We start from the raw sequence: 26,470 nt of genomic DNA, 5'->3' as shown, positions 1-26,470 counted from the left end.
CGCCGCGGCGCCGGAAAGCGTGATGGCGACGGACTTCAACGATGCATGCGTGGCCATTTCACACTCCCCAGGTGGTGATGGTCTATGGGGACACGCGATCGCAGCGCGAAACATCGCAAGCTGCAAATGTATCCTTGAAGGGAATTGGGGGTGAGCGCGGGAGCGGGGCGATCCCGCCTCTGCCCGCTTCCCGCCGGCTCGCTACTTGCCCGGCGACACCGTAAGCCCGGGGGCGAGGCCGGGCTCCAGCTGCTTCGCCGCATCCGACGGGGAATCCGCCGGCACCGGGACCCGCTCCGCCGGCGCCGGGCCGGACGTGGCGGCGATGCAGCCGGGCCGCGGCGGCTGCGGGCCGTAGAAGACCTCGGACAGGCGGCCGAGGATATCGGCGGGGATGCCGGCGAGCCCGGCCGGACGATCCGGCTGCGACGACACGATGCTCACCGTCGCCGTCAGGCCGGAGACCAGAGGCACGCCCGGCGGCACGTGATCAATGGCGACGCGCACCGGCACGCGCTGGGCGAGGCGTACCCAGGTATAGATCGGGTTGACGTTGGGCAGGCCCTGCGTGCCCGCCTCGGCATTGGACACGCTGATGCCGCGGGTGATGGTCTCGACATGGCCGGTGATCGGCGCGGAGTAGCCCATCAGCTTGGCTTCGGCGCGGTCGCCGACGCAGATCTTGGCCATCTTGGTCTCTTCGAAATAGCCATCGATCCAGAAGCTGTTCGAATCGATCACCGAGATGTTGGTGACTCCGGTCTGGGCGTAGTCGCCGACGCGCAGCAGGAGATTGGTGACATAGCCGTCGACCGGGCTCAGCACCTTAGTGCGCTTCAGGTTCACCTCGGCCTGGGCGAACTGCTGGCCCGCCGCGTCGAAAGCCGCCTTCGCCTGCGCGGCGTTGCCGGCGAAGACCTGCTGCTCCTCCGGGGTCGTGGCGATGGGCGAGAGGTTCTGCCGCCGCTGCGACTCGGCCTGCTTCACTTCGAGGTCGGCCGCGCGCTCGTCCATCTGGGCCTTCGCCGCGCGCTGGCTCACTTCGAAGTCGAAGGGATCGATGACGTAGAGCACGTCGCCGGCGTGGACGAACTGGTTGTCGGAGACCTTGACGTCGACGATCTGGCCGGAGACCTGCGGCGCGACATTCGCCACCTGCACGCGCACCGCGCCGTCGCGCGTCCACGGCGCCAGCACGTAATACTGCCAGGCGACGAGCGCCGTCGCGACGGCGACCATGGCGATGGCGAGGGTGAGCAGGTGCCGGCCGGCGGAGCGCAGAGAGCGCATAAGGCGGCTCGGGCCGGCGACCGGCGGCGCCGTCGCGAAGGCGGGCGCAAATCCCTCGGCCCCGACGCGCGCGACCGGCGCAGTGTCGGCCGTTTCGTCGACGACCGGATCGTCGCGCAGCAGAAGCTGCACCTGGGACTGACGTGCGTCCATGGCTGTACCCTCAAGCGAATTGGATGAGCAGGCTGAAGATCGTGACGTAGATTCCGAGCTCGGCGAGCGCGGGGTTGCTGACGAAGCGGCTGAAGCCGACCACGCGCAGCAGCGGGCGCAGCGCCAGAATGATGACGAGTGCGATCACCGCATAGGAGACAGCAGGCGAGATCAGCACGCCGCCGATGATGAGTTCCGAGAACATGGCGATCAGGGCTCCCTCTTCGCGACAGGATGGTCGGCGCACAGCCGCATCCGCGCGGCATGATCGAAGCAGGCAATGGCTTGCGTTACGGCCGGTTGATTCTGCGGGGCCGAACCGCCGGCCATCATCATCTCGCCGATGCGCGCCGCATCGCGGAACGCCGCTTCCTCGGGCGCGAGGCACGGGCCGGCACCCGTCTCCAGTGCGGCGAGGTCGCGGCGCGCGGATTTCGCCAGCCAGCGGATGCGGCGCTCGCCGGACAGCGGCGGCAGCACGATCTGGATAGCCGCCAGAAGGAGCGTCGCGAGCAGGAGAAAGAGGCAGGTGAACAGGAAGGCCTGCGGGTCGTAGCTCTGCGGATTGGTCGGCAGGAACAGCAGCACGATGAAGACGAGGTTGATCCGGCCGAAGCCGGCGAGCACCGGGTTGGGCCGGGTCATCAGCAGCGCCGAGCCCATGACGAAGGGGGCGAGGGCGAGCGCCAGCAGCGGAAAGGCGTCGACGCCGTCGAGCACGACGAATTCCAGCACGCCGGCGAGGAGGCAGGAGACCGGCGCGGCGATCACCGCGAGCCGGATAGTCACGGCCGGGTCGGGCATGGTGGCGCTCAGGCCGATCAGGATCGCCAGCAGCGCGAGCGCGGCATTGGCCGACGGCCAGCCGGCGATGACGAAGAACGCCGAGGCCAGCGCGAAATAGACGACCGCACGCAGGCCGTTCGCCAGGGCGATCCGGCGCGAGCGATAGACGGGTGCATGCCGTTCGTGGACGGGACGCTCGCCGGCGCGCAGGGCCGCGAGATTCCCGCGCACCTCGGCGTGCTTGCGCAGCAGTTCGTCGGTGAGCGTCGAGGCGCAGGGCGAGGCGGTCGGCTGTCCTTCCAGCGCGCGCGCCGTGGCGAACATGGCCACGAGGTTGACCATGGCGGCGCGTGCCGCCGCGCTGCGCGCCGGCCCGGCGCTCGATTCCGTGGCGAGGCCGGTGATGTCGGGGCGCAGGAGGGTGAGCTCGCGCAGGAGACCGGCAGCCATCGTCGCGGGCAGGGTCTCGCCACCCACCGAGCGCTCCGCATAGCCGGCGATGCGGCGGTGAAGGTCGCAGAGCTTGGCCAGGACCTGCGGGTAATAGTCGGGTGCCGCGGAGAGGTCGTTGACGAAGGCGACCGCGAGGATGCCAACGACGATGGCGGCACCGCGCCCGGTGGCGGCATCGAAGATGTCCTGCGGATCGTCAAGATGCTCGAGCGCGACGAGGGCCACGGTGATGACGCCGAGGCCCGCCATATAGGCGCGGTTGCCGTCGAGCAGCGCCGCCAGGTAAACGCAGGCCCCGATCCAAATGGCGAGGGCAGCCAGCAGCAGCACCTGCGTCTGCGTGAACAGGCCGACGATGGCGATGGAGGCGGCGCAGCCGATCACCGTGCCGAGCAGCCGGAATCCGGCCTTCTCCATTGTCTGGCCGCGCGTCGGGATGGCGAGGATCGCCACGGTGAGCGCAGAGGAGTACGGCGCGTCGAGCTCGAGCCAGAAGCTGGCATAAAGCGCGATGACGAGCGCCAGCCAGGTCCGGAGCGCGAAGGCCCAGGAACTGCCGGGGAACCCGGCGAAGGTGAGCGGCTGTGCGTCGGCGACGGCGGTCACGGCAGTCACTCGGGTTCGCGTGGCGTTGAAGCTGTCGGCTGCATGAGGATCATCAGGCCGCCCGGTGAGCGTCGCTGTGCAGCAGCAAGTTCAGTGCGCCGTAGGGACGGCCGTCAAACCTGCGATGAACGAGCGCGGCCCCAGACCCGCATGCGACGCATCGCACTCTTCATGCGATTGCGTTCGCGGCGATATTTGACGGTGAGGAAGCTGAAATCTTTTCAGAACGCGCTGACCTGTCGGCATTGCCCGCCGTGGCGCGGCGGCTCTATCGGCCGGCGCGTTCCCGGTTATGATCGGCCGGCCATTCCGGTGCCGCAGCAGGAGGGACGACAGCGATGGGCGATCATTCCGGCGATCATCCGCACGACCACTCCCATGATCACGCCGAGCGCTGGAAGCATGACGGCGTGCGGGTGATCAAGGGCGACAAGCTCGATGCCAACACGGCGCAGACGCCCGGCATGTTCCGGCAGGCGGCGATCAACCACGCCCGCGTCGGCGCGCAGAAGATCTGGGCCGGCACGGTGACCATCCAGCCGAACGCCAAGACCGGCGTGCATCATCACGGCGAATTGGAGAGCGTCATCTACGTGGTGCGCGGGCGCGCCCGCATGCGCTGGGGCGACCGGCTGGAATATGTCGCCGAGGCCGAAGCGGGCGACTTCATCTTCGTGCCGCCCTATGTGCCGCATCAGGAGATCAATGCCGATCCGGATCAGCCGCTCGACTGCGTGCTGGTGCGCTCGGACAATGAGGCGGTGGTGGTGAACATCACCGATGTCGACCCGGTGGAGAAGCCGGAGGAGGTCTACTGGGTCGATCCGATCCACAAGGCGCCGGAGGCCTGAACCAGCCCGGCCGCAGACGCGAAACGCCCGGCAGCGGTCCTGGACCGTGCCGGGCGTTCGATTCTCACAGGTGAGGCTGCGTCAGACGACCTTGACGTCGAGCGTGGCGACGCCCTCGACGCCGCCTTCCATGTGGTCGCCGCGCTGGATGGGGCCGACGCCCGCCGGCGTGCCGGACATGATGACGTCGCCCGCCTGCAGCTCGAACAGGCCCGACAGGTACTCGATCATCTCCGGCACCTTCCAGATCATCTGGTTGAGGTCGCCGACCTGGCGCTGCACGCCGTTGACGTTCAGCCACACCTTGCCCTGGTTCGGATGGCCGATCTTCGAGGCCGGCACCAGCGCCGAGCAGGGAGCGGAATCCTCGAAGGCCTTGCCGACTTCCCACGGACGGCCGAGCTTCTTGGCTTCGCCCTGCAGGTCGCGGCGGGTCATGTCGAGGCCGATGCCGTAGCCCCACACATGGTCGAGCGCCTTGTCGGCCGGGATGTTGCGGCCACCCTTGCCGAGCACGACCAGCATCTCGACCTCGTAATGCACGTCGCTGGACTTGTCGGGATAGGGGAAGGTGCCGTTGGTGATGACGTTGTCGGGGTTCTTCTGGAAGAAGAAGGGCGGCTCCTTGTTCGGGTCATGCCCCATCTCGATCGCGTGCTCGGCGTAGTTGCGGCCGACGCAGTAGATGCGGTGGATCGGGAACAGCTTGTCCGAGCCTTCGACGGGGAGCGTCGCGATGCCAGGAGGCGTGATCACATAGGCGGAATTGTCGATAGGCGCGTTCATCAGCGTACTCCTGCGTAATAGTCGACGCGTTTCTCTATGGATTCGATGACGGCGGACAGGCCCATCGCGGCGGCGAAGAGGATGATGGTCAGGGCCCAGAAGTTATCCATGTCGAAGTTGCGCGAGTAGAGCTCGAACAACTCGCCATAGCCGATGATCGAGACCAGCAACTGGCCGATCACCACGCCCTTCACGCCGCGCACCACGCCGAGGCGGATGCCCGCCAGGATCTCCGGCAGGGCGGCGAGAAGGATGATCTTGAAGTAGAGGGCGAAGCGTGAGGCGCCGTAGCTGCGGCCCATCTCGATCAGCGAGGCCGGCACGCCCTGGATGCCCGCCCGCGTGTCCAGCACGATGATCCAGACGGAGAACAGGAAGACGGTGACGACCACCGTCGTCTCGCCCATGCCGAACAGGATCATCAGCACCGGCACCAGCGCCGAGAGCGGCGCCGAGACGAAGATGTTGACCCAGATGCCGAGCAGGTTGTCGGCCGCGGCGAAGCGGCCCATCAGCACGCCGATGACGATGCCCGCGACGATCGCGAAGAACATGCCGAGCAGGAAGCTGTTCAGCGTGGTCAGCGCCGCCGCCTGCCAGGTGCCGGTCTGCACCAGCGCCACCGCGGCGACCACGACGTCGGAGAGCGGCGGGATGAGGAAGGTCGCCCCGGAGCGCCCGACCAGCTCCCAGACGGCGCACCAGACGATGAGCGAGGCCATCATCGGCACGCGGTAGCCGAAAAGGGTCATGATCGCGCTCCCTAGTCGACGTAGTGCTTGAGGCCCTGCCAGATCTCCTCGACCGTATCGAGGTAGCTCTGGTCACGGCGGATGGCGTCGGGCGAGGCCGAGCGGTCGATCTCCGGCTCGATGATCTGCGCCACGCGGCCGGGCCGGCGCGACAGGATCACGATGCGGTCGGAGCAGTAGACCGCCTCTTCGATCGAGTGGGTGACGAAGATGAAGGTCTTCTTCTCCTTCTCGACCAGCTCCAAGAGGTCCTCCTGGAACTTGCGGCGGTTCTGCTCGTCCACCGCCGAGAAGGGCTCGTCGAGGAGGAGCACATCGGCATTCACCGCGAAGGCGCGGGCGAGGCCGACGCGCTGGCGCATGCCGCCGGAGAGCTCGTGCGGGTACTTGCTCTCGAAGCCGGACAGCCCGACCTCGGCGATGTACTTCGCCGCGATCGCCTGCCGCTCGTCCTTGCCCATGCCCTTCAGCTCCAGGCCGAAGGCGACGTTGCGCATCACCGTCGCCCACGGCATCAGCGCGAAGTCCTGGAACACGAAGGCACGCTCGGGGCCGGGGCCGGTCACCGTCTTGCCGCCGACGCGGATCTCGCCCGAGGTCGAGGGGATGAGGCCGGCGATGATCTTCAGGAGCGTGGTCTTGCCGCAGCCGGACGGGCCGAGCAGCGTGGTGAGCTTGCCGGCGGGGAAGTCGAGGTCGATGGAGCGGAGCGCCTCGACCTCGTTGTACATCTTGCACACCGCGCGCACCTCGACGGCGACGTCGGATCCGGCGGGCTTGGCGGCAGCAGAAAGCGCCTCGGCCGTGATGTTGCGCATGGTCAGGACTTCCTCTTCTCGGGGCGCAGCACGCGAAGCTCGAAAGCCTCAAGCGCGGCGAGCGTCAGGGTGGATACGAGGATGATGGACACCACCGCGGCATACATCTCCGCGTAGTTCGCCACCGAGCGGTGATAGGTGATGAGGTCGCCGATGCCGGTCGGGGTGATCAGCAGCTCTGCAAGGATCACGCCGATGAAGCCGGCGGCGAGGCCGAGGCGCAGGCCGGCGAAGATGACCGGCGAGGCGTCGGGGATGATGATCTTGACGATCCGCTGCCACCACGTCCCCTGGAAGGAGTAGCACATGGCCACCAGCGAGGGATTGGCGTTGCGCACCGCCTTGTAGCCGTTGAGCGCGATCACCGGCAGCGCCAGCATGATCACCGCCAGCGTCTTCGAGACGAGGCCGATGCCGTACATGAAGGTGATGAGCGGGATCAGCGCCGCCATGGGCGCGGCCTGCAGCACGATGAACACCGGGGCGATGAGCCATTCGGCGAAGCGCGACAGGCCCATCACGATGCCGAGCCCGACGCCGATCACCGCCGAGATGGCGATGCCGATCACCAGCGGCTGCAGCGTCTCGGCATAGGCCGCGACGAAGGAGCCGTCGAGCGTCATGGTCACGAAGGCACGCAACGTCTCGAGGAAGGTCGGGAAGGCGAAGCTGATCGGAATGCGGCCGGCGATCTCCCAGGCAAGGAAGAACAGGCCGATGGAGGCGATCCGCCAGAGGGCGGTGCGGTGCCCCGACAGCTTCCTCCAGAAGGAGGAAGCCTCGGCGGGGCGAACGGCCCGCGAGGAGCCGTTCGCGTGAGCGGGAGCCGACATCAATCGGGCCTTCAGTTCGTGCCGACCTTGCCGAGCGCGCGGTTCAGCGGCTCGAGCGCCCAGAAATCCTCGACCTTGAGGCTCGCCGGCTCGCCGGTGAGCTGGCCGGAGAGGGTGTAGAAGGCGAAGTCGTCCTTGGCCGCCGCCGCGCCGCCGCCATTGAGCGGGAACGCCTTGCCCTCGGCGAGCTCGGTGAAATAGGGGGTGATCTCCGCCACCTGATCGGCCGGCAGGTCGGGAAGCAGCTTGTACTTGGTGCGCCACTCGGCGACGACCGCCGGGTTCTTGGTCACCTCACGCCAGGTGGTGAGGATCGACTCGACGATGATGTCGACGTCCTTGGCGTTCTTGTCGAGATAGTCCTGCCGGGCGAACAGCGCCTCGTCGGTGGCGTTCACGCCTTCCAGCGGAAGGATGATGAACTTGCCCGGCGCCTTCTCCTGCAGCAGGCGGCGGCCGGCGGCGTCGACGATGGTCGCCTTCACATTGCCCTGCAGCAGCGCGCCGGTGCGCACCTCGGAGCCGGGGATGTAGCTGATCTTGGAGAACTTGATGCCCTGCTTCTGCTCCATCAGCTTCATGATGGCCTCGGTGCCCGAGCCGCGCGAATGCACCGCGACTTCCTGGCCGTTGAGGTCCTTCCAGGTCTTGTAGAACTCGGCGTTGACCGCCGGATAGAATTTGAGGGTCGAGAGCTGGAGGAAGATGCGCACCGGCACCTTCACCTTCTGGATCAGCGCATAGGGACCGCCGACGCCGATGTCGGCCTGGCCGCTGACCACCGCCTGGGCGGCGATGTCCTCGGACTTCAGATAGGTCATCTCGATGTCGACGCCCTTCTGCTTGGCCAGCTCGAAGGCGGCGAGCAGGTGGAGATTCTCCACGCTGGCGATGTCGCCATAGGCGACGCGGACCTTCGCCTCGGCCTGCGGCGCGGCGATGAGCACAGCGCCGAGACCAATGGCGGCCGCGGCACCAGAAAGATTGCGGAATCCTGACGTGAGGCTCTTGAGCATTTTCCGACTCCCATGAGTGTCGAGTGGTTGAGTCCACTCCTGACCAACCCCGCGAGGTTGGATACCAATTGGAATTTGGTTTATATTGGCGGTCGCCGACGGTCAAGGCGCTTTCGCTTGACCTTGCGCTTTCTTGGCTCCATAGATTGAACCAATCTCCACTTTGGTTGACCCGAGTCGCCTATGCTAATGCCGCCTGCCGACGCGTATCCCGAGAAGAGCATCGTCACGCAGCTGCGCGCCTATCTGGCGCAAGCCGACCTGCCACAGGACGGGCGCATTCCGCCCGAACGCGACCTCGCGGTGGCGCTCGGCGTGTCGCGCACCGAGCTGCGCAAGGCGCTCGACGTGCTCGAAGCCGAAGGCCAGCTCTGGCGCCATGTCGGCAAGGGCACCTTCATGGGCAGCCGGCCGCTCGACACTTTCGCCGACATCGCGGCGCTCGCCCGCCGCAGCAACCCGGCCGAGGTGATGCGCGCGCGCCTCGTCATCGAGCCGGAGATCGCCCGCGCCGCCGCCTTCATGGCGACGCCGGCGGCGATCTCAGAGATGCGGCTGTGCCTCGCCCGCTCACGGCAGGCGGATACGTGGCGGCAATATGAGGGCTGGGACGCGCGGCTTCACCGCACCATTGCGGAAGCGACGCAGAACAGTCTGCTGCTAGGCCTGTTCGACACGCTGAACGCGGTGCGGCGCGCCGTCACCTGGGGCCGGCTGCGCACCGCGCCGGTGAAGCCCCTGCCGAGCCATCACAGCTTCGCCGAGCACGACGCCATCGTCGACGCCATCGAGCACCGCGACATGACCGGCGCCGCCTCGGCGATGCGGACGCATCTGCGCAGCGTCGAGCGCAAGCTGCTGGACAAGCAGGACGCCCGCGCCGACGAGGGGTGAGGCTGGCGTTTTCCTTGGCGCCACGATGGCCGAGAGAACGGCTGAGCTCCCTCTCCCCGACGGGGAGAGGGAAAGAAGCCTCGGGCGCTCCGGATAACGCCGTCAAAAGTCTCTCACAGCAGCGACTTGCGCAGCAGCATGTGGACTCCCTTGTTGCCGTCCACCATCTGCGTCACGCGCAGATTCCCCGCCAGCGAGCACAGCATATAGGCCTGGTTGCGCGAGAGGTTGGTGCGCTCGCAGACATGCTTGACCATCTCGCGCGTCGCCTGCTTGGCGGCGTCGTCGAGGTCCTCGTCGAGGCCGATCGACATCAGATGCGTCGCGCTCTCGGCGAAGGGCCAGCTCAGCTCCATGTCCTTGCGCAAGGTGAGGCGGAAAGTGCCGGTGACGCCGGTCTCGAGCGCCGTAATGCACACCTCGCCGTCGCCCTGGACGCCATGGCCGTCGCCGGCGAAAAACAGCGCGCCTTCGTTGAACACCGGCAGATAGAGCGTGGTGCCGGCGCGCAGCTCCTTATTGTCCATGTTGCCTCCGAAGGCGCGGGGGACGGGGGAGCCGCAGCGGCCCCAGGCCGGTGGCGGGGCGGTGGCAATGATGCCGAAGAACGGGTCGAGCGGAATCTCCGTGCCCCACGGCATGACGCAGACATTCTTGGCGTGGTCGACCACCGGATGGATGGTCTCGTAATCGGTGAATTCGTCCGGCAGCGTGCCGAGCAGCGGCAGGATGGAGACGAAGCCCCAGTCCTGGCGCACCTTCACGTCGAGAATGTCGACCTGCAGCACGTCCCCGGGCTTGGCGTCCTTCACATAGACCGGCCCGGTGATGAAATGCGGCCCCGGCCCCTGCGGCAGGGTGTCGAGCGCCAGCATGTAGTCGTCCGGCACCGGGAGCGTGTCCGGCAGCGTCTCCTTGCCGCCGGCGGGGAAGGAATGGAGCGTCACCACGTCGCCCGAGGCGACTTCGAGCACCGGCGGCGTCGTGCTGTCGAGATAGCCCCACACCATGTTTTCCGGCGTGGCGGGGATTTCAAAGCGGCGCGACATAGATAACTCCTGCATGCGGGTTCGAAGCTGTTCAGACGGCGATGAAGCGGGTGAGGTGATCGCGGCTCATCGCCTCGGCGCGGCCGCTCTCGACGACGGCGCCGCGCGAGAGGATGACGAAAGCGTCAGCGGTCTCGATGGCGAAGTCGAGATATTGCTCGACCAGCAGGATCGACAGCCGACCTTTGAGCGACCGCAGCACCTCGCCGATGGCGGCGACGATGTTGGGCTGGATGCCCTCGGTGGGCTCGTCGAGGATGAGCAGGCGCGGCCGGGTGACAAGGGCGCGGGCGATGGCGAGCTGCTGCTGCTGGCCGCCCGACAGCGCGCCGCCCGAGCGCTTCCACATCTCGCGCAGCACCGGGAAGAGCGCGACCGCCGCCTCCATCGCCGGCGTGCCATAGGTGCCGTGGGCGCGGGCGGCGGCCTCGATGTTCTCGCCCACCGTGAGCTCGGAGAAGATCTCGCGGCCCTGCGGCACATAGGCGACGCCCGCGCGGGAGCGGCGGTTCGGCGACCATGCGGTGGCGTCCTCGCCGTCGAGCAGCACCCTTCCCGAGGTCGGCGCGATCAGCCCCATGACGCATTTGAGCAGCGTCGTCTTACCGGCGCCGTTGCGGCCGAGCACCGCCATGCACTCGCCCGGCGCGATCTCCAGCCCGACATGGCGGAGCACCTGCGAGGAGCCGTAATGCTGATCGAGAGCCTCGATACGGAACTGCATGGTCAGCGCCCCAGATAGACCTCGATGACGCCGGCATCGGCGCGGACCTTGTCCATCGGCCCTTCGAACAGCGTGCGGCCTTCGTGCAGCACGGTGACGCGGTCGGCGATGCGCTCGACGAAATCCATGTCGTGCTCAACCACGACGATGGCGCGGTCCGGCCGGTTGAGCCGGCGCACAAGCGCCGCCGTCCGCTCGGTTTCCTCGTCGGTGAGGCCGGCGACCGGCTCGTCCAGCATCAGAACCTTCGGGTCGGAGGCTAGTACCATGCCGATCTCCAGCCATTGCTTCTGGCCGTGGCCGAGTTCGCCGGCGAGGCGGTCGGCATGCTCGGTGAGGCCAACCGTTTCCATCACCTCACTAATACGGTCCTCCAGCGCCGGCTCGTCGAGGCGGCGGCGGAATCCGGCATCGGCGCCGATGGCGATGTGCTGGCGCACGCTCAAACCCTCGAAAACACTGGGTTTCTGGAACTTGCGGCGGATGCCGGCGCGGGCGATGGCGGATTCGCTGCGGGTGGTGACATCAAAGGTGACATTTGCGCTGCCACCGGTGGCGTCGAAGATGACCCTGCCCTCCTTCGGCCGGGTGATGCCGGAGATGACGTCGAGCAGCGTCGTCTTGCCCGCCCCGTTCGGTCCGATCACCGCGCGCACCTCGCCATAGTCGATGGCGAGCGACAAATCGTCGATGGCGCGGAAGCTGCCGAAGCGGACGGTCAGGCCGTCGACGAGGAGAGCGGTCACCGCCATCAGCGCGCCTCCTCCAGCTCGGCCGCCATGCGCCGCGCGCCCATCGGGCGGACGAGCCTGAGCTTGGCGAGGTCGATCAGGCCGTTGGGGAAGACCAGCACCACCAGCACGATCAGGCCGGAGAGGATGAACGGCCAGACCTCCGGCGCGGCGAAGGACAGCCAGAACTTCACCGCGTTGACGAGGAGCGCGCCGATCACCGCGCCGACGAGATGGCCGCGCCCGCCGATCGCGACCCAGACGGCGATCTCCAGCGAGAGTTCGGGCGAGAGCACGCGCGGATTGATGATGCCGACCTGCGGCACGTAGAGCATGCCGGCAAGCATGGCGATGAGCGCCGACAGGCACCAGACGCCGAGCTTGAGCCGCAGCGTCTCGTAGCCGAGCGTGCGCAGGCGGGTCTCGTCGTCGCGGGTCGCCAGCATCAGCGCGCCGAAGCGGCTGCCGACGAGAAGACGGCAGCCGAGCAGCACCGCCGCCAGCACCAGCAGCGAGGCGACGGAGAGCGCGGTGATCATGCCGCTCGTGCCCATCGGCCAGCCGAAGGCGACGGCGAATCCGGTCATGCCGTTATTGCCGCCGAAGCCGGTGTCGTTGCGGAACATCAGCAGCATGGCGACGTAGACCAGCGCCTGGGTGATGATGGCGAAATAGACCCCGCCCACCCGCGAGCGGAACGACACATAGCCGAAGAGGCCGGCGATCAGCCCCGTCACCGCGATCGCGACAAAGAGCGCATAGGGGAAGAAATCGAAGCCGGCCCAGTAGAAGGGGAATTCCTTCCAGCCCATGAACTGGAGGAAGTCCGGCACCGTGCCCGTCACCTCGAAGGAGTGCTTGAGCAGGTACATGGCGATCACATAGCCGCCTATGGCGAAGAACAGGCCATGGCCGAGCGAGAGGATCCCCAAGTAACCCCAGATGAGATCGAGCGAGAGCGCCAGCACGGCGAAGGCGGCGAGCTGGCCGATGGCGTTGGTGAGGTAGCGCGACAGCCCGAAGGGCGTGCCGGCGAGCAGCGGCATCGCCACGGCGACGACGACGAGCGCGAGCACCAACGCGAGGAAGGGGCGGTCCTTGCCGATGGACGTCATTTGCGGCGCCCCTTCACGGCGAACAGCCCTTCGGGCCGCCATTGCAGGAAGCCGATGATCATCAGCAGCACGATGACCTTCGCGGCGACCGCGCCCCAGAGCGGCTCGATCAGCACGTTGATCTGGCCGATGCCCAAGGCTGCGACCACCGTGCCGGCGATGGTGCCGACGCCGCCGAGCACCACGACCATGAAGCTGTCGATGATGAAGTTCTGGCCCATTTGCGGGTTCACCGAATAGATCGGCGACAGCGCCAGCCCGGCGAGCCCGGCAAGGCCGGAGCCGAGGCCGAAGGCCATCATGTCGACGCGCCTTGTGGGGATGCCGATGCAGGCCGCCATGTCGCGGTTCTGCGTCACCGCGCGGATGTTGAGCCCGAGCGGGGTCTTGCGCACGACCAGCCACGTCAGCGCCAGCGTCACGACAGCGAAGAGAATCGCGAACATGCGGTTCCAGGTGAAGATGAAGTCGCCGATCACCGGCACGCCGCCGGTGACGTAGAAGGGCGTCTCGAACTGCAGATTCTGCGTGCCGAAGATGACGCGCACGAGATTGACCAGGAACAGGCTCACCGCCCAGGTGGCGAGCAGGCTCATCAGCGGCCGCTTGTAGAGATGGCGCAGCAGCGCCGCCTCCAGCGCGATGCCGATGGCCGCCGTGACGAGGAAGGCGGCGGGGATGGCGAGGATCAGGTACCAGTCGAGCAGGCCGGGGGCGACGCTGCGCAGGCCCTGCTGCACCAGCCAGGTGACATAGGCGCCGATCATGATCAGCTCGCCCTGGGCGAGGTTGATGACGCCCATCAGCCCGAAGATGATGGCGAGGCCGATGGCGGCCATGAACAGGATCGAGGCGAAGCTCAACCCGTTATAGAGCGTCGCCATCACGTCGCCGATGGCGATGCCGCGCTCGACCCTGGAGATGCCCGCGTCCACCGCCTGCCGGAAGCCGGCATCCGCGCCATAGGCGGGATCGTTCTTCAGCGCGGTGAGCTGGGTCAGGGTACGGCGGTTGGTGTTCTCGGCGACGCGGCCGATGGCGCGGATGCGCGCGGCGGGATCGGAGGCATTGAGCGCGGCGCTCTGGGCGAGGTTCTCGATCTGCGCCTTCAGCCCGGCATCGGCCTCGGCTTGCGCGGCCCGCTCCAGCAGGCCCTCGGGGATCAGCGCCGGGCGGCGCTCCAATATCTTCAGCGCCGCCGCGCGCTGGCCCGCGTTCGGCGCCGTTCGCAGGGCGAAGGCGGCGTCGGCGAGCTCGAAGACCGGGCGGTTCTTCAGGCTGAGCAGCGGCGAGCGCGGCGTGCCCTGCGCCTCGCGCGGCGCGCGAGTGACGGCATCGAGCCCGCCCTCGGTGAGAACGGCGCCGGCCTCGTCGCAGGCGAGCTTGCGGTCGATGGCGGCACGGGGCAGCGCGGCGGCCCAGGTGCGATCCGCGTCGTCCCCCGTTGCGGCGATGGAGGCGAGCGCCGTCCCCGCCTCGCCCATCTGCCCGGCATCGCCGCAGAGTTTCGCGACGAGCCCGGCGCGGTCGACCGGCGCCGCAACCGCCGCGATGGGCAGCGCCGCGAGCAGGCCGGCAATGAGAGGCAGGAACCAGTGCTTCATTCGGGAACTCAAGACGGCCGCCCTCTCGCGAGGACGGCCGCCCAAGGGGTCAGGGAAGGGTTCGCGCCGGCTCAGCCATAGGGGCTGAACGGCACGGGCTTCGGCGTGTCCTTGGACTGCCAGAGGATGTCGAAGCCCTGCTTGTCGTTGACCGAGCCGATGAACACGCCGCGCGAGACGTAGTTGTTCTCCCCGGTCATCGCGATCTTGTAGCCCGACGGGCAGTCGAAGGAGAGGCCGGCGAAGGCCTTGGAGACCTCCGGCACGTCGAAGGAGCCGGCCTTCTGCGCCGCCATCGCCCACAGATGCACGGCGTCATAGGCCGAGACCATCGGGTCGATGGAGACGTCCGGGCTGAACGGCACCTTCTTGGCCTTCACATAGTCGGCCCAGCTAGCGAGGAACTTCTTGTTGGCCTCGCCCTTGGCGTTCTGCAGATAGGCCCAGCAATTGAGGTGGCCGACGAGCTTGGAGGTGTCGAGGCCCTCGAGGTCGGCCTCCACCATGTCGAGGCCGAGCACCGGGATGTCGGTGGCGAGGATGCCCTGATTGGCGAATTCGCGCAGGAAGTCCGGGATCGAGTTGCCGACCACGGTCAGCACCACGATGGGCTGGCCGCCGCCCTCGTCGGCGAAGGCGCGGATCTGGTTCACCAGCGTCTGGAAGTTGGAGAAGCCGAAGGGGACGTATTCCTCCTTCCAGGCGCTCTCCGGAATGCCCTTGGACTTCCAGTAGCCCTTGAGCTGCTTGTTGATGGTGCGCGGCCACACATAGTCCGAGCCGAGCATGAAGAAGCGCTTGGCCGAGACGCCTTCCTCGCCCATCAGGTAGTCGACGGCGGGCAGCACCGAGCTCGCCGGCGGCGAGTTGACGTAGACGACGTTCTTGGAGTTCTCGTCGCCCTCGAAATGCAGCGGGTAGTAGAGCAGGCCGTTCTCCTGCTCGACCACCGGCAGCACGGTCTTGCGCGACACCGAGGTCCAGCAGCCGAACAGCGCCGCCACCTTCTCCTGCTGGAGCATCTGCTTGGCGGACTGGGCGTAGAGCGGCCAGTCGGAGGCGGGATCGGAGACCAGCACGTCGATGGTCGAACCGTTGACGCCGCCCTTGGCGTTGATCTCGTCGGCCGCCATCTTCACCACATAGTTCAGACGGCCTTCGAGATTGGCCATGGTGCCGGAGGAGGAGAACAGGCAGCCGAGCTTCACCGGGCCGGCGGCCCGAGCGTTGCGGAGGATGGCCGGCATGCCGATGGGAGATGCCAGCCCGGCGGCGGCGAGGCCGGTCGCCTGCATGAAGGAACGCCGCGAGAACTTGACCATGTGACGGACACCTCGATGTTCGGAAGATGCCGCGAATTCTGTTGAGCCCCCGCGCCGGCGCAACTTCATATAATGTTCAGCCCTGCCCAATGGCGCGGCACAAGGCACACAAGGCCGCCATTTCTGGCAGTATTGCCACTTGATGACAGAGGTCGCGGCCCGCCGCCGCTACGGCAGGGCGCGCTTGAAGGCGCCGCCTCGCCAAGCGCGGCCAAGGGCGGATGCCCCGCCCTGCTGCGGCGCAATAAATGCATTCACCTCGCGCGGTGATCGGCTATAGTATGCCCATATTAAGCGCATGCTCATCTGATGTGCGGCTGACGGCCGCCGCGCAGGGTGGGCGGCTTCGGAGATCCGAGGAGAGGTTCGACCGTCATCCGATCCGTCAACTTTCATGAGGACGATCCGATGCGACGTTCGCAGTTCACCGAGAGCGAGATCCTCCACCTGATCCAGGAGGCCAATGCCGGCGTGCCGGTCGACGAGATCTGCCGCACCGCCCAGGTCTCGCTGCGTACCTTCTACCGCTGGCGCCGTCGCTTCGGCGGCCTGAGCGCGCCGGCGGTGATGCAGATGAAGGAGCTGGAGGCGGAGAACCGCCGGCTGCGGGCGCTGGTCTCCAACCTGTCGCAGCGGCTGCACGAGCCGCAGGACGCCCCACTCCCCGGCGAGCTGCCGCACCGCGCCGACCGTCTCGCCGTGCGCGCCAGCGGGATGCAGCCGCAGCGCGCCTCGATGCTGGCGGCCGAGCGCTGCGGCGGCGCGCTGGTCGGCCGCTTCGCCTCGGTGCGGATCACGCGGTGAGCCCACCTGCCAAATTGTTGGGCGGGCTAAATGTCAAAACTGCCATAATGCGCCGTCCGGCGCGGGCCGAATAACCATGGCGCCGCCCGAGTAATCGCCACCGGCACGCAAAATACGCACGCCAAATGTCACCGCTGACATTTAGCGCCGGCGGGTCGTTCCTGCCGCCGGGGGCGGCAAACCGCTGCGTTCTATTTCGACTTGTGACGCGACGATGATGGGAATTCTCTAGCTTCCAGATTTCCGGGCCCCGGAGAGTGGAGAGCAACCCATGTCCAACAGCGTGCGCACCGGCCTCGACCGGCGTGGTTTCCTCAAGACATCGGCGCTGGCCGCCGGCGGCCTCGTCGCCGCTCCCTATGTGATCCGCCGTGCCTCGGCGGCGGCGCTGAAGACGGTCAATTTCAGCGAAGCCGTGCACAACCTCGGCTACATCAACCTCTATGTCGGCATGCATGACGGCATCTTCGAGAAGAACGGGCTGGACATGAAGGTCACCGCCGCCGGCGGCGACACCCAGACCTTCGCCGCGGTGCTCGGCGGCTCGGCCGACTTCGCCATCGGCGACGCCACCATGGCGCAGATCTCGCGCGAGAATGGCGGACCGGGCGTCGTCGTCGGCACGGTGGTGCAGCGCGCCCATTATTTCGGCGTGTCAAAGACCATGGAGCCCTTCACCGACCCGAAGGACCTCAAGGGCAAGAAGGTCGTCACAAGCCCCGAGCCCAACACCAACTTCTCCGTCACCAAGCGCATGGTGGAGAAGGCCGGCATGAAGCTCGGCACCGACGTCACCATCGTGCCGGTCAACCCCGGCACCGAGATCGGCGCCATGCTCGCCGGCCAGGCCGACATGGCGGTCGCCTACCAGCCGAGCGTCGCCGCCGCCGAAGCGCAGGGCTCCAAGGTGGTGTTCGACTTCTCCAACTATATCGGCCCGTTCTGCAACACCGGCATCATGGTGCTGCCCTCCACCATCGCCAAGGACCCGGCCATGGTGCAGGCGCTCGTCACCTCCTTCGAGGAAGCCTCGCGCAAGACCTATGCGGACCCCGCCTTCGCCAAGAAGGTGGCGCGGCTCGAATTCCCCGATCTGCCGGGCGAGGTGGTCGACAAGGCGATCGATGCCGAGCTGAAATACCTGATCCCGGCGCAGTCGGTGATCACCAAGCCGGACCAGTGGGCGAACCTGATGGACATGCAGGTCTATCTCGGCAACGCCAAGGGCACGATCAAGTTCGACGAGATCATCGACAATTCCTTCGCCGAGAAGGCCATCAAGCAGCTCGGGTGAGCGCGGTGGAGACCCCCGCCATCGCGGCAGGGGCGGTGGCGCCGGCTCGGGCCGGCGTTCCGCCCCTCACCGTCGAGCACGTCGCCAAGAGCTACGATTCGGACGGGCGCATCGTGCCCGTCATCGGCGACCTGTCGCTGACGCTGAACGAGGGCGAGATCGTCGCCATCGTCGGCCCGTCCGGCTGCGGCAAGACCACGCTCCTGAACACGCTGTGCGGGCTCATCTCCGCCGATGCCGGCCGCATACGCTGGCACGGGCGGGAGATTTCCGGCCAGCCGTCCGGCGTCGGCTACATGCTGCAGAAGGACCTGCTGCTGCCCTGGCGCACGGCGCTGCGCAACGTGATGCTGGGGCTGGAAATCCGCGGCGTCTCGCTGTCCGAAGCGGAGGAGCGCAGCCATGTCGTGCTCGACAAGCTCGGCCTGCACGGCTTCGACGAACACTATCCCTCGACGCTGTCCGGCGGCATGCGCCAGCGCGTGGCGCTCGCCCGCACGCTGGTCAACGAACCGGATGTGCTGCTCCTCGACGAGCCCTTCGCCGCGCTCGACTTCCAGACCAAGCTGCTGATCGAGAGCGACACCGCCAAGCTCGTGCGCGAGAGCGGGCGCTCGGTGCTGCTCATCACCCACGACATCGAGGAAGCCGTCTCCATCGCCGACCGGGTGATCGTGCTGTCGAAGCGGCCGACACGGGTGAAGGCGGTCTACGACATCGCGCTCGACAGCGACCGCACCGACATGATCGCCGCCCGCGAGAGCCACGGCTTCACCGATTACGTCCGGCGCATCTGGGCCGATCTCGACGTGGCGCGGAATTGAGGAGGCGGCACATGGACAGCTCCGCCGGCTATGGCGCGCCCCTCGCGGCAACCAGCAAGACCGAGGCCGCCCCCGCCCTGCTCGCCGCGCGCCGCCGCGCCCGGCTGCGGGCGACGCTGCTGGTCATTTTCACCCAGATCGCGCTGCTCGCCGCCTTCCTCGCCTTCTGGGAATACATGACCGTCTTCGACAAGCAGACGGCCTTCATGTTCGGCTCGCCCTCGGCCATCGCCGGCTTCCTGATGACCATGGCGGCCGATGGCAGCCTCTGGCGCGATAGCTACGTCACCGGCCTGGAGACGCTGCTGGGCTTCGCCGTCGGCAACGTCATCGGCACGCTGATCGGCCTGTCGCTCTGGTATTCGCGTTTCGTCTCGCGCGTCATCGAGCCCTTCGTCATCGCGCTCGGCTCGATCCCGATCATCGCCCTGGCGCCGATCATCATCATCTGGTTCGGCACCGGGCTGATGTCGAAGATCGCCATGTCGACGCTCTCCGTGGTGATCGTCGCGCTGGTCACCTCCTACAAGGGCGCGGTCGGCGTCGACGAGGACCAGATCAATTTGATGCGCACGCTCGGCGCCTCGAAGTTCCAGATCTTCCGCAAGCTGGTGGTGCCGGCTTCCCTCACCGATATCTTCGCGGGGCTGAAGCTCACCGTCGGCTTCGCGCTGATCGGCGCCATCGTCGGCGAATTCATGTCGTCCTCGGAAGGGCTCGGCCATGCCATCTTCAAGGCCGGCTCGCTCTACATCATCCCCAAGGTGTTCGCCGCGCTGGTGGCGACCATCGCGCTCGCGCTCATCCTCACCTTCCTCGTCGGCAAGGTCGAGAAGCTGCTCATGCCCTGGCGCCGCCTCGGCTGATATCCACAGTGCCCATCGGAGTGACCATGACCCAGCGTGTCAGCAAGGTCGGCAACATCAAATATGCGCTTTCGGCGAATGAGGCCTTCGTCGCCAGCGTCGAGCCGGGCGAGACCTTCGTCGTCGAATGCGCCATCAACGCCAATGACGGCACCATCCGCCATCTCGGCCAGCAGCTCACGCCGGACGACGTCACCTTTCCCTTCGTCAACGGCGCCACCGGCCCGATCGAGGTGAAGGGCGCCAAGGCCGGCGACATGCTGGTTCTGGAGATCCTCAAGATGGAGGTCGACACGCTCGGCTACACCGCGCTGTGGCCCGGCATCGGCATGTTCCCGGACTGGGTGCGGCAGAAGGAATTCGGCCTGCGCACCCATGTCGTCGAGGTGAAGGACGGCATCGTCCACTGGAGCGACAAGGTGAAGCTCCCGGTGCGCCCGATGATCGGCGTCGCCGGCGTCGCGCCGATCCACGGCGCGGTGCTGACCGTCGACAACGGCCCGCATGGCGGCAATCTCGACGTGCAGGAAGTGACCGAAGGCAACACCGTGATGTTCCGCATCAGCCATGACGGCGCGCATCTCTTCCTCGGCGACTGCCACGCGCTGCAGGGCGACGGCGAGGCCAACGGCATGGGCGCCATCGAGATCGCCGCGACGCTGACGGTGAAGGTGTCGCTGAAAGCGGCGCCGAAGCGCCTCAACCATCCGCGCATCGAGACGCCGACCCACATCTGCACGCTCGGCTGCGCGCGGCCGCTGGAGGACGCGATGCGCACCGCCTTCCAGGAGATGATCTACTGGCTGGAAGACGAGTACGGCATCCCCGCGCCCGAGGGCTACATGCTGCTCGGCCAGATCGCCGAGGCGCGCTGCACCCAGGTGGTGAACCCGAAATACACCTATATCTGCAAGGTCGATAAGAAGGTGCTGGCGCAGTTCGCCGGCTGACGACCCAACAGAGCGTCCCAAGACATGCGGCGTGAGGTTCGGCCTCACGCCGCCCTCGCTCTCCGCTCCACCACAAGCGGCAGCAAAGATGGCGTCATGGTGGCCGCAATCGTCCGCTCCATTGGCGGTGGCGCGACGAAGCTATGCAATGTTGCGGAATATACCGCAAGGTAAAGCCTTATCTCATAATATAAATACCACATATTACCTCGAATTCACGCCGACGTTACGGCGCTTCCCTCGAAACATTGTTTGGACCGGACGTTTACCGGCCAGTTCGACAATGGAGGGATCCATGAGAAAACCGAACCTTCTTACCACTACTGCCCTGCTCGCCGGCCTCGCCATGCCGGCAGTGGCCTATGCCCAGCAGGGTGCAGTCCCCGGCGCGATCGGCGGTGCGGCCGCCGGTGCCGCGGTGGGCGGTCCGGCCGGTGCCGTGGTCGGCGGTGTCGCCGGCGCGACGGTCGGTGCCGCGGCGACGCCCCCGGCCGAGGTACGCACCTATGTGATGAGGGAGAGCGTGCCGTCGGTGCGGGTGGAGGAACAGGTCGTCGTCGGCTCGGCGCTGCCGGCCACCGTCGAAATCCATCCGGTGCCGAAATATGAGCGCTACAGCTACGCCGTGGTCAACGACCAGCGCGTCATCGTCGACGCCGGCAGCCGCAAGGTCATCCAGGTCATCAACTGACGGATGACCGACTGACCTGACATCCGACAACCAGCCGACCGGCGCGACGTCCGCGTCCGCCGGGCCGGCCATGCAATGGAGAAACGCTCATGCGCAAGCTGATCATTCTCGCAACCGTGGCCCCCGTCGCGCTCTTCGCCGGCGGCGCCATGGGCCAGACTCCGCTGCCGCCGTCGAGTGGCGCCGCCCCGTCCACCGGCGGTGGCGCGGGCGGCATGCAGCCTTCGACCCCGCAGGCGACGCCGGACCGGCCGGACGCCACCGGCGGCGAGCTCGGCGGCACGCCGCAGGGCGGCAACACCGCCCAGGGCAACACGCAGATGCCGCCCGGCACCGGCAATGCGCCGCAGCGCAGCGCCCAGCAGCCCGACGCGCAGGTGCCCAAGGCCAACCGCAACGCCCAGGACACCCAGGGCAAGCAGCAGGACCGCATGCAGGGCCAGAACGCGCAGCGCAACGAGCCTGCGGCGACGCCGGGTACGGGCACGGCCGACTCCGGCGCCACCCGCGACAAGAGCTCCCAGACCACCACCAACACGACGAACACGACCAACAACACCAACGTCAACATCACCAGCGAGAAGCGCACGACGATCAAGCAGACCATCACCCAGACCGACGTCGAGCCGGTCCGCGACGTGAACTTCTCGGTGAGCGTGGGCGTGGCGATCCCGCAGACGGTGGAGCTGCACCCGCTGCCGCCGCGCGTGGTGGAGATCGTTCCGCAGTACCGGAACTATCGCTACTTCGTGCTGGCGGACGGGCGCATCGTCATCGTCCAGCCGAACACCTACACGATCGTCTACGTCGTCGCGTAACGCGGCCGACGCGGACGACAGGCTTCCCGTCTCTTGCGGGGACGGGAAGCCTTCCTGCGTCCGGTGCCCGGCCGGAGCGGCCCTCGCGGGCGAGGCGCCACCTTATTGATAGCCGGCAAACTGCAATCACGGAGAAATGGCGCCGGCGGATCACGCCGGCGCCATTCCGGTCACGCCGCCTTCAGCGCCTTGGCGTTGGCGACCTGGTCGGCGAGCTTGGTCAGCGTCTCGTCGGTCAGGGTCTCTTCCTTCAGCGTCGCGTCGAACAGCTTCACCGCGTCCTTCAGGCCCATCACCTGGGCCCAGCGCTTCAGCGTGCCGTAGCGGCTGATCTCGTAATGCTCGACCGCCTGGGCGGCGGCGGCGAGCCCGGCATCGAGGGCCGGCTGGCCCTTGAATTCCTCGAGGATCTCCTCGCCTTCCTCGATGATGCCGTCGATCGCCGGACAGGTCTTGCCCTGCGCCCGCTTGCCGATCATCTCGAACACCTGCTGCAGGCGCTCGATCTGGCCTTCGGTCTCGTCGCGGTGCTTCTCGAAGGCCGCCTTGACCTGCGGCGACTGCGCGCCGCGGGCCATTTTCGGCAGCGCCTTGAGGATCTTGCGCTCGGCGTAATAGATGTCCTTGAGGGTCTCGTGGAAAAGCGTGTCGAGTGTCTTCTCGGCCATGGCCGTCTCCTGCTGGCTTGTCTCCCCAAGCGAGCGAAGAACGAGATGGCGGGCGCTTCGTTCCGATCCGTCCGCTAAAGCGCGCGGGCTTCCGCCCGTTCGAGCAGCGCCTGCGTCGTCAGCGTCTCGATCTGCTGGGCGAAGCGGGTGCGGTAGAGCGTCAGCGCCGCCTCGTGCCCCTCGTCGGAGGAGGAGCAGACCGCGTCCTCGACCACGACCACGCGATAGCCGCGGTCGACCGCGTCCATCACACTCGCGAGCACGCACATGTCGGTCTCCGCGCCGGTGACGATGAGCGTCTCCGCGCCGTGGCCGTTGAGGACCTCCGCAAGCCGCGGCGCCGAGAAGGCGGAGAAGCGGCGCTTGTCGACGACGCGGGCGAAGCGCGCGAGGGGCTTCAATTCGTCGACCAGTTCGAGAAGGCTCGGGTCGAGCCGCTCCAGCGTGAGCGCCGACCAGCGCCGGTAATAGTCGCGCCAGGTGCCGATCTCGGTGCCGGGGTCGCGGGCGGGGATGAAGCGGGTGAACACGGTCCGCCCGGCGAACCTCTCCGCCACCGCGGCGATGTTCGGCAGGGAATTGACCATCCACGGCGTCGGCCATGGGCCGCCCGGCGAGAACAGCCGCTGCATGTCGAGGCACAGATGCACCGCGCGGCCCCGACAGCCGGTGTCGCCTCCCGCTCCGCCATCCATCACGCGCCGCCGCTACCTGACGCGCGAGCCGGAAAGTCCACCCATCGCGCCTTCGCGGTCGGCGACGGGGGAGGCGCGGCCGCGACGCTTCGGCGGCACCTCCAGCGTGCGCCGCACGGTCTCGATCTCGCTCGCCGGCTCGTACTCGCCGCCGTCGATCACCACGTTGGGATCGACCTCCAGCGCGTGCGGCAGCGGCGGCTTGCCGGCCGCGTCGTCGACGGCCGGCGCGCCATGCGTCTGCGTGTCCCCCATCGGCTCCGGCGGGGCCTCCGCGGCGTCGACGGGGCGGAAGCTGCCGCCTTCCCCGTCGAGCGTGGCTTCGGCGCGCAGCCAGTGCTCATGGGCGCGCCCGTCCGGGCGGCCCTCCTCCTCCCAGAATCTGTGCGCCTGCACGCGGATGCGGTCCTCGCGGTCGTCCATGGCTTCCTCCTGCATGTGTGTTGCGGAACAACGTGCCGACGCTCGCCCGTGTTCCTGAGCCCGAGGGAACGCCGCCCGATCGCCGACGTTGACGGGGCGGGCGCCTCTGCCCCCTGCCGGGTTCTACCCATGTCCGACACGACGACCGTTCGGCGGCTCGCGCGGCGCTTCGGCCTGCGCCTGGTGCGGCCCGCCGCGCTGACCATCCGCCGCAAGCGCCATGGCAGCGGCTTCGCCTACCGCCATGCCGACGGCACGCCCGTCACCGACCGCGAGACGCTGGACCGGCTGCGGCGCCTCGCCGTGCCGCCGGCCTATGAGAATGTCCGCTTCGCCACCGACGCGCGCGCGCATCTTCAGGCGGTCGGCGAGGACGCGGCCGGGCGGCTGCAATACCGCTACCATCCCGACTGGACCTGCGTGCGCGAGGCGGTGAAGGCGCAGCGCCTCGCCGGCCTCGCCGAGGCACTCCCCGTGATCTCGCGCGCGGTGCGGCGCTCGCTGCGGCGGCCCGAGCCGGACCGGCGGCTGGCGCTCGCCGCCGCGGTGCATCTGGTCTCGCTCACCGCCATCCGCGCCGGCAGCGACCAGTACGCCGCCGAGCACGGCACGCGCGGCGCCACCACGCTGCTGAAATCGCATCTGCGGATCGAGGGCGACACGATCGCGCTCAGCTTCAAGGGCAAGGGCGGCAAGGCGATCGCCAAGCAGGTGCGCGACGCGGCGCTGGCGCAGGCGCTGACGAGGCTGCGCGAACTGCCGGGCCGCCGGCTGTTCAAATACCGCAACGGCAAGGGCGCGATCCACGCCATCCGGGCCGGCGACGTGAACGCCTTCCTGAAGGAGGTCGGCCGCCGGCCGATCTCGCTCAAGGATTTCCGCACGCTCACCGCCTCGATGGGCGTGCTCGACCAGCTCGGCCGGCTTACCCCCGAGACCAGCGAGCGCGGGCGGCGCCGGCAGGTGAAGGCGGCCATCGCGCCGCTGGCGGAAGAACTCGCCAACACGCTCACCGTCTGCCGCACCTCCTATGTGCACGACACCGTCATCACCGCCTTCGAGGCGGGGCGGCTCGCCGAGATCACCGGCCGGACCCGCTCGGCGTCGGCCCGCGCGGCTCTGCTCTCGGAGCTGCTGCGCGAGGGCGGGCGCGGCGCCGGCGAGGCCGGCAGCACGGCCGCCGCGCCCATGCGCACCGGGCGGAAAGCGGTCATGGTGCCGGAACACATGGCCCGCGCAGCCGTTGATTTCTGACGATGGAGGGCAAGACGATGCAGACGGCTTCCAACGGCAGAACCGATCAGGCCAACACCGACATCTACCGCATCCAGGGCAGCGAGGCGGACTGGCACGTCGCCGTCAACGAGCAGCTCGGCATGGGCTATGCCAGCAAGGAGGCGGCCTTCGAGGCCGCGGTGGCGGCGGCTTCCAACGCCATTCGCGATGGCCACGAGGTGGTCATCATGGTACCCGGCGCCAAAGCTGGCGAGACCCTGCTCGGGACGGAGGACAGCGGCGGGCTCGACTGGGGTTCGCTGAGCTAGGCGCCAGCAGAGATGGGGCACGGGCGGGAGAGGACCCGCCCGTGCGCAAGGCTCACCTGTTCACGCCGCTCACTTGTTCACGTCGGTCCAGATGCGGGTGTAGAGCTCGCTCACTTCCGGCGCGCAGGTCTTGAGGAACTCGCCCGCCTTCTCGAACTGCGGCGGGATCACCAGTTCGGGCGCGTCCTTCATGTCGGCGGGCAGGAAGGCGTCGGAGCCCTTAATGCCGTTGGCATATTTCGCGAAGGCCGAGATCAGCGCCGCGTTTTCCGGCTCCATGATGAAGTTCATGAACAGCTTGGCGTTCTCGACGTTCTTGGCGTCCTTGAGGATGGTCACGCTGTCCATGAACACCGGGTAGCCTTCCTTCGGGTAGCCGAAGGCGATGTCCGGATTCTTCAGCCGGGCGCGCATGATCGCGCCGTTCCAGTAATAGACGCCGGCATAGTCGCCCGAGGGCAGCTTCTCGGTGACGGAATAGTCCATGGCCAGCCATTTCGGCTTCGCCTCGAGCAGCTTGTCGCGCACCTTCTTCAGAACGTCGCGATCGCTCGTGCACCAGTCGCCGCCGAAATATTTGATGGTGGCGAACAGGACGTCGCTCATCTCCGGCTCGACATTGATCTTGCCGACCAGCTCCTTGGGCGGGTCGAGGAAGATGGCCGAGGTGTTGATGTCGCCGCCATAGACCTTCTTGTTGACGCCGATGCCGCTCAGGCCCCACTGCCACGGCACCGAATAGTGCCGGCCCGGATCCCACGGCACGTTGACCCAGCGGTCCTCCACGTTCTTGAAGTTCTCCATCTGGTCGGGGCGCGCTTCCAGCAGCAGCCCTTCCTTGATCCAGATCGGCAGATAGTTGGCCGAGGGCACCACGATGTCGAAGCCATGGCCACCGGCGCGCACCTTGGCGAGCGCGGTGTCGTTCGAATCGTAGTCGGTGACGGTGACCTTGACCTTGTACTTGTCCTCGAACTTCTTGATCAGCTCGGGGCTGGTGTAGTCGCCCCAATTGTAGATGTTGAGCGCGCCTTCGGCCGCCGCGCTGCCAGCGAAACCGAGCGTGGCGAAGGCCACGATGGCGGCTGTCTTCTTCCAGTTCATGCTCAC

The 26,470-nt window shown here is 67.5% G+C and carries 29 protein-coding genes; 11 read left to right on the top strand and 18 right to left on the bottom strand.

Annotated elements, in window-relative coordinates; translation table 11 throughout:
• Window positions 1-201: 201 nt before the first annotated feature.
• The 3 genes from SNOV_RS20660 to SNOV_RS20650 are packed head-to-tail and all read right to left on the bottom strand — an operon-like array spanning window position 202 to window position 3,288.
• A complete protein-coding gene (locus SNOV_RS20660) occupies window positions 202-1,443 on the bottom strand; it encodes an HlyD family secretion protein (RefSeq protein WP_013168921.1) in 1,242 nt (413 codons plus the stop codon).
• A gap of 10 nt (window positions 1,444-1,453) precedes the next feature.
• On the bottom strand, window positions 1,454-1,648 hold the full coding sequence (locus SNOV_RS20655; RefSeq protein ID WP_013168920.1) for a DUF1656 domain-containing protein: 195 nt from the start codon (window positions 1,646-1,648) through the stop codon (window positions 1,454-1,456).
• A gap of 5 nt (window positions 1,649-1,653) precedes the next feature.
• The gene (locus SNOV_RS20650) at window positions 1,654-3,288 is read right to left on the bottom strand and encodes an FUSC family protein (RefSeq protein ID WP_013168919.1); all 1,635 of its coding nucleotides are present in this window, start codon (window positions 3,286-3,288) and stop codon (window positions 1,654-1,656) included.
• 338 nt (window positions 3,289-3,626) lie between these two features.
• Between SNOV_RS20650 and SNOV_RS20645 the strand changes: the two genes are divergently transcribed.
• A complete protein-coding gene (locus tag SNOV_RS20645; RefSeq protein WP_013168918.1) occupies window positions 3,627-4,139 on the top strand; it encodes a cupin domain-containing protein in 513 nt (170 codons plus the stop codon).
• 81 nt (window positions 4,140-4,220) lie between these two features.
• Here the strand turns inward: SNOV_RS20645 and SNOV_RS20640 are convergent, their stop codons facing one another.
• Genes SNOV_RS20640 through SNOV_RS20620 form a run of 5 tightly spaced genes read right to left on the bottom strand, consistent with a single transcriptional unit; the run spans window position 4,221 to window position 8,344 of the window.
• A complete protein-coding gene (locus tag SNOV_RS20640; protein ID WP_013168917.1) occupies window positions 4,221-4,925 on the bottom strand; it encodes a fumarylacetoacetate hydrolase family protein in 705 nt (234 codons plus the stop codon).
• Window positions 4,925-5,677 (bottom strand): ABC transporter permease, encoded by a 753-nt coding sequence (locus SNOV_RS20635; protein WP_013168916.1) that lies wholly within the window; start codon window positions 5,675-5,677, stop codon window positions 4,925-4,927. Before SNOV_RS20635 ends, SNOV_RS20640 begins: the two co-directional genes overlap by 1 nt.
• Before the next feature lie 11 nt (window positions 5,678-5,688).
• A complete protein-coding gene (locus tag SNOV_RS20630) occupies window positions 5,689-6,495 on the bottom strand; it encodes an ABC transporter ATP-binding protein (RefSeq protein ID WP_013168915.1) in 807 nt (268 codons plus the stop codon).
• Window positions 6,496-6,497: 2 nt separating this feature from the next.
• Window positions 6,498-7,328, bottom strand: coding sequence for an ABC transporter permease (locus tag SNOV_RS20625; RefSeq protein ID WP_013168914.1), 831 nt, complete (start codon window positions 7,326-7,328; stop codon window positions 6,498-6,500).
• Between the two features lie 11 nt (window positions 7,329-7,339).
• Window positions 7,340-8,344, bottom strand: coding sequence for an ABC transporter substrate-binding protein (locus tag SNOV_RS20620; protein WP_013168913.1), 1,005 nt, complete (start codon window positions 8,342-8,344; stop codon window positions 7,340-7,342).
• A gap of 183 nt (window positions 8,345-8,527) precedes the next feature.
• Here SNOV_RS20620 and SNOV_RS20615 point away from each other — a divergent pair, with 183 nt between their 5' ends.
• Window positions 8,528-9,238: a FadR/GntR family transcriptional regulator gene (locus SNOV_RS20615; RefSeq protein WP_013168912.1), complete on the top strand. Its 711-nt coding sequence runs from the start codon at window positions 8,528-8,530 to the stop codon at window positions 9,236-9,238.
• A 113-nt stretch (window positions 9,239-9,351) separates the two neighbouring features.
• On the opposite strand, the gene SNOV_RS20610 is transcribed toward SNOV_RS20615, so the two are convergent.
• The 6 genes from SNOV_RS20610 to SNOV_RS20585 form a co-directional block, all read right to left on the bottom strand.
• Window positions 9,352-10,287 (bottom strand): acetamidase/formamidase family protein, encoded by a 936-nt coding sequence (locus tag SNOV_RS20610; protein WP_013168911.1) that lies wholly within the window; start codon window positions 10,285-10,287, stop codon window positions 9,352-9,354.
• A 31-nt stretch (window positions 10,288-10,318) separates the two neighbouring features.
• Window positions 10,319-11,011 carry an urea ABC transporter ATP-binding subunit UrtE gene (gene urtE / locus SNOV_RS20605; protein WP_013168910.1) on the bottom strand — a complete coding sequence of 231 codons (693 nt, stop codon included), beginning with the start codon at window positions 11,009-11,011 and terminating at the stop codon, window positions 10,319-10,321.
• A 2-nt stretch (window positions 11,012-11,013) separates the two neighbouring features.
• The gene (locus SNOV_RS20600) at window positions 11,014-11,763 is read right to left on the bottom strand and encodes an ABC transporter ATP-binding protein (RefSeq protein WP_013168909.1); all 750 of its coding nucleotides are present in this window, start codon (window positions 11,761-11,763) and stop codon (window positions 11,014-11,016) included.
• A complete protein-coding gene (urtC, locus tag SNOV_RS20595; protein ID WP_013168908.1) occupies window positions 11,763-12,857 on the bottom strand; it encodes an urea ABC transporter permease subunit UrtC in 1,095 nt (364 codons plus the stop codon). The genes SNOV_RS20600 and urtC overlap by 1 nt, the downstream gene beginning before the upstream one ends.
• Window positions 12,854-14,461 (bottom strand): urea ABC transporter permease subunit UrtB, encoded by a 1,608-nt coding sequence (gene urtB / locus SNOV_RS20590; protein ID WP_013168907.1) that lies wholly within the window; start codon window positions 14,459-14,461, stop codon window positions 12,854-12,856. Before urtB ends, urtC begins: the two co-directional genes overlap by 4 nt.
• Before the next feature lie 71 nt (window positions 14,462-14,532).
• Window positions 14,533-15,783 (bottom strand): transporter substrate-binding protein, encoded by a 1,251-nt coding sequence (locus tag SNOV_RS20585; RefSeq protein ID WP_013168906.1) that lies wholly within the window; start codon window positions 15,781-15,783, stop codon window positions 14,533-14,535.
• A 408-nt stretch (window positions 15,784-16,191) separates the two neighbouring features.
• Here SNOV_RS20585 and SNOV_RS20580 point away from each other — a divergent pair, with 408 nt between their 5' ends.
• The 7 genes from SNOV_RS20580 to SNOV_RS22745 all read left to right on the top strand — a co-directional run bounded on the left by SNOV_RS20580 (window position 16,192) and on the right by SNOV_RS22745 (window position 22,030).
• Entirely contained in the window at window positions 16,192-16,587 is a 396-nt protein-coding gene (locus SNOV_RS20580) for a transposase (RefSeq protein WP_013168905.1), read from the top strand.
• A 271-nt stretch (window positions 16,588-16,858) separates the two neighbouring features.
• The gene (locus SNOV_RS20575; protein ID WP_013168904.1) at window positions 16,859-17,881 is read left to right on the top strand and encodes an ABC transporter substrate-binding protein; all 1,023 of its coding nucleotides are present in this window, start codon (window positions 16,859-16,861) and stop codon (window positions 17,879-17,881) included.
• Window positions 17,878-18,705: an ABC transporter ATP-binding protein gene (locus SNOV_RS20570; RefSeq protein ID WP_013168903.1), complete on the top strand. Its 828-nt coding sequence runs from the start codon at window positions 17,878-17,880 to the stop codon at window positions 18,703-18,705. Before SNOV_RS20575 ends, SNOV_RS20570 begins: the two co-directional genes overlap by 4 nt.
• Before the next feature lie 11 nt (window positions 18,706-18,716).
• On the top strand, window positions 18,717-19,571 hold the full coding sequence (locus tag SNOV_RS20565) for an ABC transporter permease (RefSeq protein WP_013168902.1): 855 nt from the start codon (window positions 18,717-18,719) through the stop codon (window positions 19,569-19,571).
• A 26-nt stretch (window positions 19,572-19,597) separates the two neighbouring features.
• On the top strand, window positions 19,598-20,521 hold the full coding sequence (locus SNOV_RS20560) for an acetamidase/formamidase family protein (protein ID WP_013168901.1): 924 nt from the start codon (window positions 19,598-19,600) through the stop codon (window positions 20,519-20,521).
• 295 nt (window positions 20,522-20,816) lie between these two features.
• Window positions 20,817-21,212 carry a DUF1236 domain-containing protein gene (locus SNOV_RS20555; protein ID WP_013168900.1) on the top strand — a complete coding sequence of 132 codons (396 nt, stop codon included), beginning with the start codon at window positions 20,817-20,819 and terminating at the stop codon, window positions 21,210-21,212.
• Between the two features lie 89 nt (window positions 21,213-21,301).
• Window positions 21,302-22,030 carry a DUF1236 domain-containing protein gene (locus SNOV_RS22745; protein ID WP_013168899.1) on the top strand — a complete coding sequence of 243 codons (729 nt, stop codon included), beginning with the start codon at window positions 21,302-21,304 and terminating at the stop codon, window positions 22,028-22,030.
• Window positions 22,031-22,200: 170 nt separating this feature from the next.
• Here SNOV_RS22745 and SNOV_RS20545 read toward each other — a convergent pair whose 3' ends face one another.
• The 3 genes from SNOV_RS20545 to SNOV_RS20535 form a co-directional block, all read right to left on the bottom strand.
• Entirely contained in the window at window positions 22,201-22,698 is a 498-nt protein-coding gene (locus SNOV_RS20545) for a YciE/YciF ferroxidase family protein (RefSeq protein ID WP_013168898.1), read from the bottom strand.
• A 74-nt stretch (window positions 22,699-22,772) separates the two neighbouring features.
• Window positions 22,773-23,393, bottom strand: coding sequence for a cysteine hydrolase family protein (locus SNOV_RS20540; protein WP_013168897.1), 621 nt, complete (start codon window positions 23,391-23,393; stop codon window positions 22,773-22,775).
• A gap of 12 nt (window positions 23,394-23,405) precedes the next feature.
• On the bottom strand, window positions 23,406-23,816 hold the full coding sequence (locus tag SNOV_RS20535; RefSeq protein ID WP_013168896.1) for a DUF2934 domain-containing protein: 411 nt from the start codon (window positions 23,814-23,816) through the stop codon (window positions 23,406-23,408).
• A gap of 129 nt (window positions 23,817-23,945) precedes the next feature.
• On the opposite strand from SNOV_RS20535, the gene SNOV_RS20530 reads away from it, so the two are divergent.
• Window positions 23,946-25,070: a DNA topoisomerase IB gene (locus SNOV_RS20530; protein ID WP_013168895.1), complete on the top strand. Its 1,125-nt coding sequence runs from the start codon at window positions 23,946-23,948 to the stop codon at window positions 25,068-25,070.
• 17 nt (window positions 25,071-25,087) lie between these two features.
• Entirely contained in the window at window positions 25,088-25,360 is a 273-nt protein-coding gene (locus tag SNOV_RS20525) for a hypothetical protein (RefSeq protein WP_013168894.1), read from the top strand.
• A 69-nt stretch (window positions 25,361-25,429) separates the two neighbouring features.
• Here the strand turns inward: SNOV_RS20525 and SNOV_RS20520 are convergent, their stop codons facing one another.
• Window positions 25,430-26,464 (bottom strand): extracellular solute-binding protein, encoded by a 1,035-nt coding sequence (locus SNOV_RS20520; protein ID WP_013168893.1) that lies wholly within the window; start codon window positions 26,462-26,464, stop codon window positions 25,430-25,432.
• Between the last annotated feature and the right edge of the window lie 6 nt (window positions 26,465-26,470).

It is taken from the genome of Ancylobacter novellus DSM 506, from assembly GCF_000092925.1.
Lineage (GTDB): Bacteria > Pseudomonadota > Alphaproteobacteria > Rhizobiales > Xanthobacteraceae > Ancylobacter > Ancylobacter novellus.
Note: the sequence above shows the minus strand (reverse complement) of the source record. Positions and strands in the feature narration are given on the sequence as shown.